The 15,794-nt window shown below is 61.6% G+C and carries 14 protein-coding genes; all 14 read right to left on the bottom strand.

Annotation, left to right across the window (positions count from 1 at the left end; genetic code table 11):
* Window positions 1–59 precede the first annotated feature (59 nt).
* Genes ftsA through mraZ form a run of 14 tightly spaced genes read right to left on the bottom strand, consistent with a single transcriptional unit; the run spans window position 60 to window position 15,574 of the window.
* On the bottom strand, window positions 60–1,319 hold the full coding sequence (gene ftsA / locus IB245_RS24840) for a cell division protein FtsA (RefSeq protein ID WP_008025987.1): 1,260 nt from the start codon (window positions 1,317–1,319) through the stop codon (window positions 60–62).
* Window positions 1,320–1,333: 14 nt separating this feature from the next.
* Window positions 1,334–2,203 carry a cell division protein FtsQ/DivIB gene (locus tag IB245_RS24835; protein ID WP_008025986.1) on the bottom strand — a complete coding sequence of 290 codons (870 nt, stop codon included), beginning with the start codon at window positions 2,201–2,203 and terminating at the stop codon, window positions 1,334–1,336.
* A gap of 4 nt (window positions 2,204–2,207) precedes the next feature.
* Window positions 2,208–3,164: a D-alanine--D-alanine ligase gene (locus IB245_RS24830; protein WP_192228968.1), complete on the bottom strand. Its 957-nt coding sequence runs from the start codon at window positions 3,162–3,164 to the stop codon at window positions 2,208–2,210.
* Window positions 3,161–4,621 (bottom strand): UDP-N-acetylmuramate--L-alanine ligase, encoded by a 1,461-nt coding sequence (gene murC, locus IB245_RS24825; RefSeq protein WP_008037298.1) that lies wholly within the window; start codon window positions 4,619–4,621, stop codon window positions 3,161–3,163. Before murC ends, IB245_RS24830 begins: the two co-directional genes overlap by 4 nt.
* Entirely contained in the window at window positions 4,614–5,684 is a 1,071-nt protein-coding gene (gene murG / locus IB245_RS24820; protein ID WP_008037296.1) for an undecaprenyldiphospho-muramoylpentapeptide beta-N-acetylglucosaminyltransferase, read from the bottom strand. Before murG ends, murC begins: the two co-directional genes overlap by 8 nt.
* Window positions 5,674–6,891, bottom strand: a complete 1,218-nt coding sequence (ftsW, locus tag IB245_RS24815) for a putative lipid II flippase FtsW (RefSeq protein WP_008037295.1) — start codon at window positions 6,889–6,891, stop codon at window positions 5,674–5,676. The genes murG and ftsW overlap by 11 nt, the downstream gene beginning before the upstream one ends.
* Window positions 6,888–8,234: a UDP-N-acetylmuramoyl-L-alanine--D-glutamate ligase gene (gene murD / locus IB245_RS24810; protein ID WP_192228967.1), complete on the bottom strand. Its 1,347-nt coding sequence runs from the start codon at window positions 8,232–8,234 to the stop codon at window positions 6,888–6,890. Before murD ends, ftsW begins: the two co-directional genes overlap by 4 nt.
* Before the next feature lie 6 nt (window positions 8,235–8,240).
* Complete coding sequence (mraY, locus tag IB245_RS24805; RefSeq protein ID WP_008037292.1) at window positions 8,241–9,323, bottom strand: phospho-N-acetylmuramoyl-pentapeptide-transferase; 1,083 nt, start codon at window positions 9,321–9,323, stop codon at window positions 8,241–8,243.
* The gene (locus IB245_RS24800; RefSeq protein WP_192228966.1) at window positions 9,323–10,690 is read right to left on the bottom strand and encodes a UDP-N-acetylmuramoyl-tripeptide--D-alanyl-D-alanine ligase; all 1,368 of its coding nucleotides are present in this window, start codon (window positions 10,688–10,690) and stop codon (window positions 9,323–9,325) included. Before IB245_RS24800 ends, mraY begins: the two co-directional genes overlap by 1 nt.
* Complete coding sequence (locus tag IB245_RS24795; RefSeq protein ID WP_192228965.1) at window positions 10,683–12,146, bottom strand: UDP-N-acetylmuramoyl-L-alanyl-D-glutamate--2,6-diaminopimelate ligase; 1,464 nt, start codon at window positions 12,144–12,146, stop codon at window positions 10,683–10,685. Before IB245_RS24795 ends, IB245_RS24800 begins: the two co-directional genes overlap by 8 nt.
* Complete coding sequence (locus IB245_RS24790; RefSeq protein WP_177318160.1) at window positions 12,146–13,885, bottom strand: peptidoglycan D,D-transpeptidase FtsI family protein; 1,740 nt, start codon at window positions 13,883–13,885, stop codon at window positions 12,146–12,148. The genes IB245_RS24795 and IB245_RS24790 overlap by 1 nt, the downstream gene beginning before the upstream one ends.
* On the bottom strand, window positions 13,885–14,178 hold the full coding sequence (ftsL, locus tag IB245_RS24785) for a cell division protein FtsL (RefSeq protein WP_032828607.1): 294 nt from the start codon (window positions 14,176–14,178) through the stop codon (window positions 13,885–13,887). The genes IB245_RS24790 and ftsL overlap by 1 nt, the downstream gene beginning before the upstream one ends.
* Entirely contained in the window at window positions 14,175–15,122 is a 948-nt protein-coding gene (gene rsmH / locus IB245_RS24780) for a 16S rRNA (cytosine(1402)-N(4))-methyltransferase RsmH (RefSeq protein ID WP_008037287.1), read from the bottom strand. Before rsmH ends, ftsL begins: the two co-directional genes overlap by 4 nt.
* Window positions 15,119–15,574: a division/cell wall cluster transcriptional repressor MraZ gene (gene mraZ / locus IB245_RS24775; protein ID WP_008025967.1), complete on the bottom strand. Its 456-nt coding sequence runs from the start codon at window positions 15,572–15,574 to the stop codon at window positions 15,119–15,121. Before mraZ ends, rsmH begins: the two co-directional genes overlap by 4 nt.
* Window positions 15,575–15,794: the final 220 nt, after the last annotated feature.

Genomic DNA, 15,794 nt, shown 5'->3' with positions numbered 1-15,794 from the left:
TTTGATTCTCTAGTTTTTTCGCCTACTGCCTGTATCTACAACGGTGCTGCGGTAATTCTTCAGAAGTTGCCTTGTACCCAGCTCTTGATGCGATCGAGCAAGGCGGCTTTCGGTTCGTCATTGCTGTAGCTGTCGCGGCTGCTGATGCCCGAGAACGAAATCCCGTCGGACTGCTTCTGCAGGCCGTACATCAACAGGCCGACGCCGGTGGAATAAATCGGGTTGCGCACCACGTCGTCGAGACCCTTCACGCCATGCGGCACGCCCAGGCGGACCGGCATGTGGAAAATCTCTTCGGCCAGTTCGACCGCACCTTCCATCTTCGACGTACCACCGGTCAGCACGATGCCGGCCGGGATCAGGTCTTCGTAGCCACTGCGACGCAGTTCGGCCTGGATCAGCGTGAACAGCTCGTCGTAACGCGGCTCGACCACTTCGGCCAGGGCCTGGCGGGACAGCTCGCGCGGTGGACGGTCGCCAACGCTCGGGACCTTGATGGTTTCACCGGCACCGGCCAGCTTGGCCAGGGCACAGGCGTAGCGAATCTTGATTTCTTCGGCGTACTGGGTCGGGGTGCGCAACGCCATGGCGATGTCGTTGGTCACCTGATCGCCCGCAATCGGGATCACAGCGGTGTGACGGATCGCGCCTTCAGTGAAGATCGCGATGTCGGTGGTGCCACCGCCGATGTCCACCAGGCACACGCCCAGCTCTTTCTCGTCGTCGGTCAGTACCGAGTACGCGGACGCCAGTTGCTCGAGAATGATGTCGTCGATTTCCAGACCGCAGCGGCGCACGCACTTTTCAATGTTCTGTGCGGCGTTGACGGCGCAGGTGACCACGTGGACCTTGGCTTCCAGACGTACGCCGGACATGCCCAGAGGCTCACGCACGCCTTCCTGGTTATCGATCACGTAATCTTGCGGCAGGGTGTGCAGCACGCGCTGGTCAGCCGGGATCGCCACAGCCTGGGCAGCGTCGAGAACGCGCTCAAGGTCGGCGGAGCTGACTTCGCGATCACGAATCGCCACGATGCCGTGGGAGTTCAGGCTGCGGATGTGATTACCGGCCACACCGACGAACGCCGAGTGGATCCGGCAACCGGCCATCAGCTGCGCTTCTTCGATGGCGCGCTGGATCGATTGCACGGTGGACTCGATGTTCACCACCACGCCTTTTTTCAGGCCGCGGGACGGATGAGTGCCGATCCCGACGATTTCCAGCGTGCCGTCGTCCGAGACCTCGCCTACCAGCGCCACCACCTTGGAGGTGCCGATATCGAGACCGACGATCATTTTGCCGCTTTGCACGTTTGCCATGGGTCCTGCCTCTCTTAATTCTTCGCGACAGCGGGTTGGGCTGTCGTAGGCGCTACAGGTTCCCGCCAGCCAACAGCGAGGCCGTTGGCGTAGCGCAGATCGATGCGCGCAATGTTCGTAATCTGTTCTTTAAGCGTCTTGTCGTAGATGGCAATGAAGCGGCGCATCTTTTCCACCAGGTTGCCGCGGCCCAGCAGCAGTTCGATCCCCGGGCCCGAACTGCCGGCACCGGTGGTCAGGAACCAGCTGCCTCGTTCACGCAACTCCAGGCGTGCAATCGAGAAGCCCAACGGCCTGAGCATCTGGCTCAGCACCTGGTATTGCTGCATCACTTGCTGCTGAGCCCGTTGTGGGCCGAACAGCTGTGGCAAGTGTTCGTAGTTCGCCAGCTCACGCGGGGTGAACGCCTGCCCCTGGTTGTTCAACAGCGATTCGTCGCCCCAACGGGCCACCGGCAGTTGTTCTTCCAGGCGGATCACCACTTGATCCGGCCACACCCGACGCACTTCGGCGTGGGCAATCCATGGCATCTGTTCCAGCTCGGTGCGCATGCTCGCCAGGTCGATGGTGAAGAAGCTCGACGCCACGTACGGGGCGATTCGCTGCTGCACCGCTTGCTGGCTGATGTAACTCAGGTCGCCCTGCACCGCGATCTTGGTGATTGGCCGGTCGGCGTACGGCAGCAAACGCTGTGCGCCTTCGTAAGTGCCAAACCCCAGCGCGACCAGCAGCACCGGCCAGAACAGGCTTTTCAGAAAACCAAAATTGGCTTTCGGCAGGCGCGCAGACATCGGCTCTTTGGCCACCATTCGGCTGGCACCCCGCGGCACCGGCTTGCGGCCGGGTGCTGGAGGGGGCTGATGTCTGAGCTGTGCGCCTTGCATGGTCTTACCCTCGAGCCTCAACACTGGCGGCCAGGATCGCCAGGACCAATTGCTGGAAATCCAGACCGGCGGCACGGGCCGCCATCGGGACCAGACTGTGATCGGTCATGCCCGGTGCGGTGTTGACTTCCAGGAACCAGAACTGCCCGTCGGCGTCCTGCATCACGTCAGCCCTGCCCCAACCGGCGATACCCAGCGCCTCACAGGCTTTCGCCGTGAGGTCCATCAGTTCTTTTTCCTTGTTGCTGTCGAGGCCGCTCGGGATCCGGTACTGGGTATCGGAGGCCACGTACTTGGCGTCGTAGTCGTAGAAACTGTGTGTCGTGCCCAGGGCAATCGGTGGCAACACCTGGTCACGCAGGGTGGCGATGGTGAACTCCGGACCTTGAATCCATTGCTCGACCAACACTTGCGAATCGTAGGTACTGGCCGCTTTCCACGCGTCGATCAACTCAGGCGCGGAAGTCACTTTGGCCATCCCGATACTTGAACCTTCATGGGCCGGTTTGACGATCAAAGGGAAGCCCAGTTCCGTCGCCGCCGAAATACAATCGGCCTCGGAACTCAGTACCGCGTGGCGTGGCGTCGGAATGCCGAGGCTGTGCCACACCTGCTTGGTGCGCAGCTTGTCCATGGCCAGCGCCGACGCCAGAATGCCGCTGCCGGTGTACGGAATGCCCAGGCATTCCAGCAGGCCTTGCATGCTGCCGTCTTCACCGCCACGACCGTGGAGAATGATGAACGCGCGGTCGATTTTCTCGTTGAGCAAACGCTGCAACAGGTCATCACCGACATCGAGACCGAACGCGTCCACACCGGCGCTTTGCAGCGCTGCGAGAACCGCGTTGCCCGACTTCAGGGAAACTTCACGCTCCGCACTCTTGCCGCCGAACAGCACGGCAACGCGGCCGAAGTCTTTCGGCGCGACAGTGGAGACGAGGTTGGCGTAAGCAGCAGTCATTTCAACTTCCCCACGCTTGGCGCGGCAACGGCGCCAGCGAACAACGGACTCTTCAACAGTTTCGGTGCGAGACCGCCGATATCACCGGCGCCCTGGCACAACAGGATGTCGCCGGCACGCAGCAGCGGCTTGACGACAGGCGCGAGGTCGACACCGCGCTCGATGTAGATCGGGTCGAGCTGACCGCGCTGACGGATGCTGTTGCACAGCTTGCGGCTGTCGGCACCCGGGATCGGCTCTTCGCCGGCCGGATAGACTTCCATCAGCAACAGCACGTTGGCGTCGGCCAGTACATTGACGAAATCGTCGTACAGGTCGCGGGTGCGGCTGTAACGGTGCGGCTGGTAGACCATCACCAGACGGCGCTCCGGCCAGCCACCACGCACGGCTTTAATCACGGCCGCGACTTCGGTCGGGTGGTGACCGTAGTCGTCGACCAGCATCACGCTGCCGTCTTCGACCGGCAGTTCGCCATAAACCTGGAAGCGTCGGCCGACACCCTGGAACCCGGACAGGCCCTGGACGATGGCTTCATCGCTGACGCCTTCGTCAGTGGCGATGCAGATGGTGGCCAGCGCGTTCAGCACGTTGTGGTTGCCCGGCATGTTCACCGAGACATCCAGCGGCTCGCGGTCAGGACGCAGCACGGTGAAGAAAGTCTGCATGCCCTGCTGACGCACATTGATCGCGCGCACATCGCAGTCATCGCCGAAACCGTACGTGACGACCGGACGTTTGACCTGCGGCAGAATTTCACGCACCACCGGATCGTCCAGGCACACCACCGCCAGACCGTAGAACGGCAGGTTGTGCAGGAACTCGACGAAGGTTTTCTTCAGTTTGTTGAAGTCACCGTCGTAGGTCGCCATGTGGTCGGCGTCGATGTTGGTGACCACGGCCACCAGCGGCTGCAAGTGCAGGAAGCTGGCGTCGCTTTCGTCGGCTTCGGCGATCAGGTAGCGGCTGGTGCCGAGCTGGGCATTGGTGCCCGCGGCATTCAGACGACCACCGATGACGAACGTCGGATCGAGGCCACCGGCCGCAAATACCGAAGCGATCAGGCTGGTGGTGGTGGTTTTGCCGTGGGTACCGGCGACGGCGATGCCGTGGCGATAGCGCATCAGCTCGGCCAGCATCTCGGCACGCGGCACCACCGGAATACGGCGTTCAAGCGCAGTGGCGACTTCCGGGTTGGAGGTGTTCACCGCGCTCGATACCACCAGCACGTCGGCGGCAGCGGCGTTCTCGGCACGGTGGCCGATAAAGATCTGGGCGCCGAATGATTCGAGACGCTCGGTGACCGGCGAAGCTTTCAGGTCGGAACCGGACACTTCATAGCCCAGGTTCAGCAACACTTCGGCGATCCCGCACATGCCCACGCCGCCGATACCGACGAAGTGGATGCGACGGATGCGGCGCATTTCCGGGTGCGGCATGGCTTTCTGATTCTCAACCATGGGCCACCTCCAGGCAGGTATCGACCACGTTACGGGTCGCATCGGGTTTGGCCAGGCGGCGTGCCGCAGTGGCCATGTCGGTGAGTCGTTGTGGTTGCATCAGGACCTCTGTCAGGCGTGCGGCTAGATCCGCTGCGCCAGTCGTTCTTTGCGGCATCAGGAAGGCAGCGCCTTCACGGGCCAAATAATCGGCGTTGCGGGTCTGGTGATCGTCGATCGCGTGGGGCAAAGGCACCAGCATCGAGGGCAGACCGGCGGCAGCCAGTTCACTGATGGTCAGCGCGCCTGCGCGGCACACCACCAGGTCGGCCCAGCCATAGGCGTGGGCCATGTCTTTGATGAAAGGCTGCACTTGCGCCTCGACGCCAGCCGCGCGATAGCGCTCTGCAGTCACTTCATCGTGGTTTTTCCCAGCCTGATGGAACACGTCCGGGCGCAGGTCGGGGGCGACGTGCGACAGGGCTTCAGGCAGTAATTTGTTCAACGGTTCTGCGCCCAGGCTTCCGCCGAGGATCAGTAAACGCGCCTTGCGACCGGCCAGGGCAGGTCGCGGTGTGTCGAGGAACAGCTCGGTGCGCACCGGGTTACCGGTGGTCCGTCGGCTGTCCGACAGGGTAAAGGTGTCGGGGAACGCTTCACAGACTCGGGCGGCCAACGGCACCAGCAACCGATTGGCGGTACCGGCCACGGCGTTCTGTTCGTGAACGATCACCGGCACACCGGCCAGTTTGGCTGCAACGCCGCCAGGACCGGTCACATAACCACCAAAACCAACCACGCACACCGGCCGCAACTGGCGAATGATCGCCCGCGCCTGCCAGACGGATTTGAGCAACATCAACGGCGCCTTGAGCAGGGACAACTTGCCCTTGCCGCGCAGACCGCTGGCGTTGATCCGGTGCAGCTCGATGCCGGCCATCGGCACCAGGTCATTTTCGATGCCACGCGGCGTGCCAAGCCAATGCACGGTGTAACCGCGGGCCTGGAACTCGCGAGCGCAGGCCAGCGCCGGGAACACGTGTCCGCCGGTGCCGCCCGCCATGATCAATACGTTAGCGCCCATGGGTCGGCTCCTCGGCGAAGTCGCTCTCATGGAACTCCATCTCCTCACTGCCCAGGTGGGTTCGACTCTCCCACTCAATGCGCAGCAACAAGCCGAGACAGGCACAACAGATCACCAACGAACTGCCGCCATAACTGAGGAACGGCAAGGTCAGGCCTTTGGTTGGCAACAGGCCGACGTTCACCCCGATGTTGATCAGGAACTGACCAATCCACAGGAACGACAGACCGTACGCAATATAGGCAGCGAAGAACTGCTTGGCCTTCTCGGCCCAATAACCGATGTACATGCCGCGAATACAGACAAAGACGAACAGCGCCACGGTGCACAGGGAACCCACGGCACCCAGCTCTTCGGCCAGAACCGAGAACACGAAGTCGGTGTGGGCTTCCGGCAGGTAGAACTGTTTCTGCACGCTGTTGCCCAGGCCTACGCCCAGCCACTCGCCGCGACCGAACGCGATCAATGCTTGCGACAACTGATAACCGGCGCCGAACTGGTCGGCCCACGGGTCGGCAAAGTTGGTCAGACGCGCCATCCGGTATGGCTGCACCTGAATCAACAACACCACCGCCGCAACCGCCAGGACCACCATCAACGAGAACCGGAACAGCCCGACCCCGCCAAGGAACAGCATCGCCGCAGCCGCGCCCATCATCACGACGGTGGCGCCGAAGTCCGGCTCCATCAGCAACAGGCCCGCCATCGGCAGCAGCACGATGAACGGCTTGAAGAAGCCCATCCAGCTTTCACGCACTTCTTTCTGGCGACGCACCAGATAACCGGCGAGGTAGATCACCACGAACACCTTGGCAATCTCGGAAGGCTGAACGTTGAAGAAACTGAAACCGATCCAGCGCATCGAACCGTTCACTTCACGGCCGATCCCCGGAATGATCACCATCACCAGCAAGCCGAACGCACCGATCAGCATCAGCCAGCCCAGGCGTTGCCAGGTGGCGATCGGAATCATCATGGTGACGATGCAGGCAGACAGGCCCAGCACCACGTAGATCAAGTGGCGAGTCATGTAGTACAGGGCACTGCCCGACTGCACGGCGCCCACTTCGGTCGAAGCCGAGGCGATCATGACCAGTCCGAGGCCGAGCAAGGCCAGGCAACCGGCAAGCATCGGAAAATCGAGGTCGATGCCGCGCCCGGTGATGAGCGGCGAAGGAAACGGCTTGATGATGTTGAGCAGGCTCATGCCAGATCCTCCACTGCCTGGACGAACTGGTGACCACGGTCTTCGTAATTCTTGAACATGTCGAAGCTGGCGCAGGCCGGCGACAACAACACCACGTCGCCCGGTTGCGCAGCGGCGCGGCATTGCTCCACCGCTTCGACCAGCGAAGCGGCGCGGATCAGCGGCACGGCGTCGCCAATGGCCTCACCGATCTTGTCGGAGTCGCGGCCCATCAGGATCACGGCGCGGCAGTTGGCCGCCACCGGATCACGCAGATCATTGAATTCGGCACCCTTGCCGTCGCCACCGGCGATCAGCACGACCTTGCCGTCGATGTCCGCGCCCAGGCCTTCGATGGCGGCCAATGCGGCGCCGACGTTGGTGGCTTTGGAATCGTTGTAGTAGCTCACGCCGTCCAGGTCACGAACCCACTGGCAGCGATGTTCGAGACCGGCGAACGTGCGCAGGCTCGACAGCATGGCGTCGAACGGCAGGCCGACCGCGTGGCCCAGGGCCAGCGCCGCCAGGGCATTGGACTGATTGTGGGCGCCGCGAATTTTCAACTCGCGCACCGGCATCAGGTTCTGGAATTCGAAGGCGAGGTATTTCTCGCCGTCTTCTTCGCGGATACCAAACGCCTTGAAATCGGGTTTGCTCAAACCGAAGGTCCAGCAGGGCTGACCTTCGCCCATCAACGGACGGCTCAGGGCGTCCTGACGGTTGACCACGAACTGTCTGGCACCACGGAAGATCCGGTGCTTGGCCAGGTGATAGGCCGGCAGGCCGCTGTAGCGGTCCATGTGGTCTTCGCTGACGTTGAGCACGGTCGCCACTTCGGCGTTGAGCTGGTCGGTGGTTTCGAGCTGGAAGCTCGACAGTTCCATCACGTACAACTCGATGTCATCACGAAGCAGGTCCAGCGCCGGCGTGCCGAGGTTGCCGCCGACAGCGACGCGCTTGCCGGCCGCAGCTGCCATCTCGCCCACCAGCGTGGTCACGGTGCTTTTCGCATTGGAGCCGCTGATGGCGACAATCGGCGCCTTCGCGTTACGCGCGAACAGCTCGATGTCGCCGGACAACTTCACGCCACGAGCAGCGGCGGCCTGCAGGGCCGGAGTCGCCAGCGCCAGGCCGGGGCTCACGTAGAGCTCATCGGCGCGGCACAGGAATTCGACGTCCAGCTCGCCACAACGCACTTCCACGTGCGGATAGTCACGCTTGAGCGTGGCCAGTTCCGGTGGATTTTCCCGCGTATCGGCCACGGCAAACGACGTGCCCCGGTTCGCCAGGAAGCGAACCAGGGACATGCCGCTCTTGCCGAGGCCGACAACGATGCGGAAGTGGTCAGAAGCGATCAGAGACACGAGTTTCTACCTCAGCTTCAGGGTGGCAAGGCCGACCAGCACGAGAATCACGGTGATGATCCAGAAACGGACGATCACACGCGGCTCGGGCCAGCCCTTGAGTTCAAAGTGGTGGTGAATCGGCGCCATGCGGAACACACGGCGACCGGTCAGTTTGAAGGAGGCAACCTGAATGACGACTGACAGGGTCTCCATCACGAACACGCCGCCCATGATGAACAGGACGATTTCCTGACGAACAATCACCGCGATGGTGCCCAGGGCCGCGCCCAGCGCCAGCGCGCCGACGTCGCCCATGAAGACTTGTGCCGGGTAGGTGTTGAACCAGAGGAAGCCGAGGCCCGCACCGATCAACGCACCGCAGAACACGATCAGTTCACCGGCACCGGGTACGTAAGGGATCAGCAGGTATTCGGCGAATTTCACGTTACCCGACAGGTAGCAGAAGATCCCCAGGCCACCACCGACCATCACGGTCGGCATGATCGCCAGGCCGTCGAGGCCGTCGGTCAGGTTGACCGCGTTGCTCGAACCGACGATCACGAAGTAAGTCAGCACGATGAAACCTGCGCCCAGCGGAATGCTGTAGTCCTTGAGCATTGGCAGGATCAGGGTGGTTTCGACCGGCGTCGCGGCGGTCATATAGAGGAAGATCGCCGCGCCGAGGCCAAACACCGACTGCCAGAAATACTTCCAGCGGCTCGGCAGGCCTTTGGAGTTTTTCTCGATGACCTTGCGATAGTCATCGACCCAGCCGATGGCACCGAACAGCAACGTCACCAGCAACACGGTCCACACATAGCGGTTGCTCAGGTCAGCCCAGAGCAAGGTGCTGACGCCGATGGACGACAGGATCAGCGCGCCACCCATGGTCGGGGTGCCGGATTTGGACAGGTGCGATTGCGGGCCGTCGTTACGAACGGATTGACCGATCTGACGGTTCTGCAACGTGCGGATCATCCACGGGCCATAGCACAGCGACAAAACCAGCGCGGTCAGCACACCGAGAATCCCGCGCAGGGTCAGGTACTGAAAGACCGCGAAGCCTTTGTAGAACTGTTGCAGATACTCCGCTAGCAGCAGCAGCATTAATGTTTCTCCAGACTGGACCCGCACAACGCGGCGACGATGTTTTCCATCGCAGCGCTGCGCGAGCCCTTGATCAAAATGGTGGTGTTTGTGTCTTGCTCGGCGCCGAGGGCCTTGATCAGTTCAGCCTGAGTGGTGAAGTGATAAGCCTGCTCGCCAAAAGCGTTTACGGCGTGAGTCATCAATGGCCCGACCGCGTAAAGCGCAGAAACCTTGCCACGGGCATACTCGCCCACGTCGCGGTGCCCCTGCTCCGCCCAGTCGCCCAACTCGCCGATATCCCCGAGCACCAGAACGGTGCGGCCGGAAAAGCCGGCGAGTATATCAACGGCCGCGCACATCGAGGTGGGGTTCGCGTTGTAAGTGTCATCGATCACGCGCATGCCATTGCTGGCCAGTTGCGCGACGGTACGGCCCTTGACCGGCTGCACCGCGCCGAGGCCGGTGGCGATGCCGGACAGCGACACGCCCAAGGCGTGCGCGGCAGCGGCGGCGGCCATGGCATTGGCGACGTTATGGGTGCCGAGCAGGTTCAGTTGAACGCGCTCCACACCGTCAGGACTGTGCAGATTGAACGCCGGGCAACCGCGCGCATCGCGATCCAGATCGCTGGCGTAGAAGTCGGCGCTGACGTTGCTCAGGGCAAAGGTCAGCACTTTGCGACCGGCGGCGCGGGTCTTCCAGATGTCGAAGGCCTTGTCGTCAAGATTGAGCACGGCGATGCCATCGGCCGCCAGCCCTTCAATAATCTCGCCCTTGGCTTCCACGATTTTTTCCGGCCCGCCGAACTCGCCGACGTGGGCGGTCCCGGCGTTGTTGAGCACGGCCACGTGGGGCTTGGTCATGCCAACGGTGTAGGCAATTTCGCCGAGCCGCGAAGCACCCAGCTCGATCACGGCGGCGGTATGTTCCGGCGCAAGTTCAAGCAAGGTCAGCGGCACGCCGAGGTCATTGTTCAGGTTGCCACGGGTCGCCAACACCGGACCGCGTGTGCGCAGGATGCTCGCAAGCATTTCCTTGACCGTGGTCTTGCCGCTGGAGCCGGTGATGGCGGCTACAGGATGAGTAAACGCCGCACGGTTCATCGCACCCAGTTGCCCAAGTGCCAGACGGGCGTCCTTGACCAGCAATTGCGGCAGCCCACTGTCGGGCACTTCGCGCTCGACCAGGGCAGCCACCGCGCCTTTGTTCGCCACGTCGTTCAGATAGTCATGGCCGTCGAAACGCGGGCCGGTCAAGGCAATAAACAGTTGGCCCGGCTTGATCGCACGGCTGTCGATGCTGACGCCATCAAACGTGGCATCGGCGATGATCATGCGGCCATTCAGCGCGCCGGTCAGTTCGCTCAGTTTCAAGTGTTTAAGCATGAGCCACCTCCCACGCGGTCAGTGCGCGATCAGCCTCGACCAGATCAGAGAAGTCATGACGCTGGCCGTTGATTTCCTGATAGTCCTCGTGACCTTTACCGGCCAGGACAATCACGTCATCCACCGAAGCACTGGCGATCAATTGCGCAATGGCCTGACCACGACCGGCGACAAACGTCACCTTATCCACGTTGGTGAAACCGGCACGGATGTCATCGAAAATCACTGCCGGGTCTTCGGTGCGCGGATTGTCATCGGTGACCAGCACGCCGTCGGCAAGACGTTCGACCACTTCAGCCATCAGCGGGCGCTTGCCGCGATCGCGATCACCGCCGCAGCCGAACAGGCACAGCAAGCGACCTTTGGCGTGCGGACGCAGGGCCATCAATACTTTTTCCAGCGCATCCGGGGTGTGGGCGTAATCGACCACCACCAGCGGTTGAGTACCGCCGCCCAGGCGCTGCATGCGACCGGCCGGGCCTTCGAGTTTCGGCAGGACCTTGAGGATTTCGTCCAGCGCGTAGTCGAGACCGAGCAAGGCGCCGACCGCTGCCAGGACGTTGCTCAGGTTGAAGCGACCGAGCAAGGTGCTGCGCAGATGATGCTCGCCTTGCGGCGTGACCAACGTAGCCCGCACGCCTTCGTCATCGAACTGCGCTTCGCGGCAAAACAGGTAGGCGCTGCTGTCGAGCAGGCTATAGGTGATCAAGCGCGACTCACGTTTTTCCGCCGCCAGTTGCCGGCCGAAATCGTCGTCGAGGTTCACCACCCGGCATTTCAGGTCGTTCCAGTCGAACAGCTTGGCCTTGGCTTCGCCGTAGGCCTGCATGGTGCCGTGGTAATCCAGATGATCGCGGGACAGATTGGTCATCACCGCCACATCAAACGCCAATGCCGTTACGCGGCCCTGATCCAGACCATGGGAAGACACTTCCATGGCCACGGCTTTGGCGCCGGCCTTTTTCAGGTCGCCGAGGGTCGCTTGCACCGCAATCGGGTTCGGCGTGGTGTGCAGCCCGCTTTCCAGCGCGCCGTAGAAACCGGTACCCAGTGTGCCGACAATGCCGCAATGCTGGCCGAGCAAATCCAGTGCTTGCGCCACCAATTGGGTCACGCTGGTTTTGCCGTTGGTGCCGGTCACGCCGACCAGGTTCAGGTGGCGGCTCGGTTCACCGTAGAAACGCCCGGCGATATCGGACAGCTGCGCCGCCAGGCCTTTGACCGGAATCAGCGGCACGTCGGTGATCGGCAGCACGGTTGCGCCTTCGACTTCATACGCCACGGCTGCAGCACCGCGCTGCAAGGCGTCGGCAATGTGCGCGCGACCGTCAAACTTGCCGCCAGGAACGGCAAGAAACAGATCGCCAGCCCGCACATTGCGGCTGTCCAGTGTCAGTTCGCGGATCAACAGATCGCGGCCAGCGTGGGCGAAAATCTTGTTCAGGCTCAGAGACATCAGCCGCGCCCTCCATTGGCTTTCAGCGGAACAACCGGTGTTGCGTTGGCTTGTTGCACCGGCGGCAGGTTGTCCGGCGTGACGTTCATCAGGCGCAGGGTCCCGGACATCACTTTGCTGAACACCGGCGCCGATACCAGGCCACCGAAATAGCCGGCTTTGGTCGGTTCATCGATCACCACCACGATGGCGTATCGCGGATCGCTCATCGGGCCGAAGCCTGCGAACAGCGAGCGGTAGGAATTCTCGGCATAGCCTTTGGTGCCGACCGACGTTTTACGCGCCGTACCGGACTTGCCGCCGACGTGATACGCCGGCACTTGCGCACGGAATACACCGCGCGGTGCTTCGATCACTTGTTGCAGCATGGTTTGCATGGTCTTGGCGACAGCTTCCGGCAGCACTTGCGTGGTTTGCGGCGCCTTGTCGGTCTTGATCAGGGTCAGTGGCGCGAGGCGACCGTTGTTGGCCAGGGCCGAGAAGGCGTGGACCAACTGGATCGCGGTCACGGAAATACCGTAGCCATAGGACAACGTGGCGGTTTCAGCCTTGCGCCATTCGCGGTAGTTCGGCAGGTTGCCCACGCGCTCGCCCGGGAAGCCGAGGCCGGTGTCCTGGCCGAGGCCGACTTTCTGCGCCAGGCGGAAAATGGTTTCGCCGCCGATATCGAACGCGACCTTGCTCATGCCGACGTTACTGGAGTTGATCAGAATGCCGGTCAGGTCGAGTACCGGGCCTTCAGTCTTGGATACGTCCTTGATGGTGTACTTGCCAATCTGCAGGCTGCCCGGGTACACCTCGACGGTGTCGGTCGGTTTCCAGCGGCCGGTTTCGATCGCGGCACTCATGGAGATCGCTTTCATGGTCGAACCCGGTTCGAACACGTCGATCATTGCGCGGTTACGCATCATCGCCGGTTGCAGGTTGCGACGGTTGTTCGGGTTGTAGGTCGGCTGGTTGACCATGGCGAGGATCTCGCCGGTCTTCACGTCCATGATCACCAGGCTGCCGGCTTTCGCGCCGTTCTCGATGATCGCGTTGCGCAGTTCGCGGTTGGCCAGGTATTGCAGACGCAGGTCAATGGACAACGCCAAGGGCTTACCGGCCTTGGCGTTTTTGGTCACCTGAACATCTTTGATAAGTCGACCGCGCCGGTCCTTGATGACCTGCCGCTTGCCAGGGACACCGGCGAGCCATTCGTCATAGGCCAGCTCGACACCTTCACGACCGTGGTCATCAATGTCGGTAAAGCCGACCATATGAGCAGTCACTTCACCGGCCGGGTAGAAACGGCGGAATTCTTCGATGCCGTAGACGCCCGGCACTTTCAGGTCGAGCACGGACTGGCCTTGCTCAGGCGTCAGCCCGCGCACCAGATAGATAAATTCTTTATTAGCCTGCGCTTCGAGACGTTCGGCGAGGGCTTTCGGATCCTGACCCAACGCGGCCGCCAATGCTGGCCACTTCTCTTTGGCCGTTTGCATTTCCTTGGCGTTGGCCCACAGCGTGGTGACCGGAGTACTGACAGCCAAAGGCTCGCCGTTACGGTCGGTGATCAGACCACGGTGAGCCGGAATCGGAATATGACGAACGCTGCGCGCGTCGCCCTGCCCTTTGAGGAAGGCACGGTCGACCACTTGCAGGTCAATGATGCGCCAGCAAATTGCCGCGACCATGACGCCGAGCAAACCCACCACCAGGCGAAACCGCCATGGAAAGAGTGCGCCTTCGAGTTTCATCATGGCGCCACCATCTGCACGTCAGCGGCGCCAGGAATGTGCATCTTCAGTTGCTCGGTGGCCAGGACTTCGATGCGGCTGTGCGCAGTCCAGGTGCTCTGCTCGAGAATCAACCGGCCCCATTCCGCCTGCGCCTTGTCGCGCACGCTCAACTCGTTGTAAAGCGAGTTCAACAGCTGACGGTTCCAGTGGGCGCTGTACGACACGCCGATGGCCGACACGAGCACGCCAACAAACAGCAGCAGCATGAAAAAGCTTCCGCCGGGAAGTGGCTTGGCGAAAAGCTTGCTCACCGCAGCTTCTCCGCCACGCGCATGACGGCGCTACGGGAACGTGGGTTGGCTTTGAGTTCGGCCTCGGAGGCGGACTGCGCTTTGCCATGGATTTTGATTTTCGGTTCGAACGCGACGTGACGGACCGGCAGGTTGCGCGGCAGGTTGTCGGCTTCGCCTTTCACCAGTTTGCGCATGAACAGTTTGACGATGCGGTCTTCCAGCGAGTGAAAACTGATGACCACCAGGCGGCCACCGATTTCCAGGGATTCCAGCGCAGCTTCAAGGCCGGCTTCCAGATCGCCCAGTTCGTTGTTGACGTGAATACGCAGGCCCTGGAATGCACGGGTCGCAGGGTTCTTACCCTTTTCCCATGCCGGGTTGGCGACTTTCAGGACTTCAGCCAGATCGCCGGTGCGCTCGAACGGCTTGATGTCGCGACGCTCGGCCACGGCACGGGCCATGCGCCCGGAGAAACGTTCTTCGCCGTATTCCTTGAACACCCGGGCGATTTCTTCCACCGGCGCGGTGTTGACGAATTCGGCAGCGCTGATCCCGCGGGACGGGTCCATGCGCATGTCCAGCGGGCCATCATTGAGGAAACTGAAACCGCGCTCAGGGTCGTCGAGCTGTGGCGAAGACACGCCCAGGTCAAGCAGAACGCCGCTGACCTTGCCGGCCAGACCGCGCTCGGCGACTTCCGAACCGAGCTCGGCAAAGCTGCGCTGCACAACGACAAAGCGGCCGTCTTCGGCCGCTAGCGTCTGCCCGGTGGCAATCGCTTGAGGATCCTTGTCGAATCCCAGCAACCGACCCTCGGGACCAAGCTGGCTGAGGATCAACCGGCTGTGTCCGCCGCGCCCGAACGTGCCGTCCAGATAGCAGCCATCAGGACGTACGGCGAGAGCCTCGACGGCTTCGTCAAGCAGTACGGTGATGTGGTTAAAGCCGCTATCAATAGTCACAGGATCAAATCACGCAGTTCATCAGGCATGGCGCCCGGTTGTTGAATAGCAGCCAGGTCAGCGGCAGAAACCGCATCCCAGGCATCCTCGTCCCACAATTGGAACTTGTTCAGTTGGCCTACCAGCATCGCGCGCTTATCCAGCCGGGCATATTCACGAAGACGCGGCGGAACCAGGAAACGACCACTGCCATCGAGCTCGAGGTCGACGGCATTACCAATCAGTAAACGTTGCAGGCGGCGGTTCTCTTCGCGAAGCGAAGGCAGTGCGCGCAGTTTGGTTTCAATAATTTCCCACTCATCGAGGGGGTAAACACACAAACACGGATCAACGGCATCAATTGTGACGATTAACTGACCGGAACTACGCGAAACGAGCTCGTCACGGTACCGGCTCGGCATGGCGAGACGGCCCTTTGCGTCGAGACTGATAGCGTTAGCTCCGCGAAACACGTCAGCGTTTCTCCAAATATTAGCGTTTTGCGTTCAAAAAACCCACTTCATGCCACTTTCCACCACTTGCGCACACTATAGGAATGCGGCCACCGCACCGTCAAGGCGCGGATTAAAGGAAAACCCTTACAGAACTGAGATTTAGGAGCGTATTGGGAGGGGTAACGGCAATCTGGCGGATGAATTTGCTCGATAACTTGAATCAGCACAGAAGGCTGCG

It is taken from the genome of Pseudomonas sp. PDM02 (assembly GCF_014852285.1).
GTDB lineage: Bacteria > Pseudomonadota > Gammaproteobacteria > Pseudomonadales > Pseudomonadaceae > Aquipseudomonas > Aquipseudomonas migulae.
This window is presented reverse-complemented; position numbering and strand designations above follow the sequence as displayed.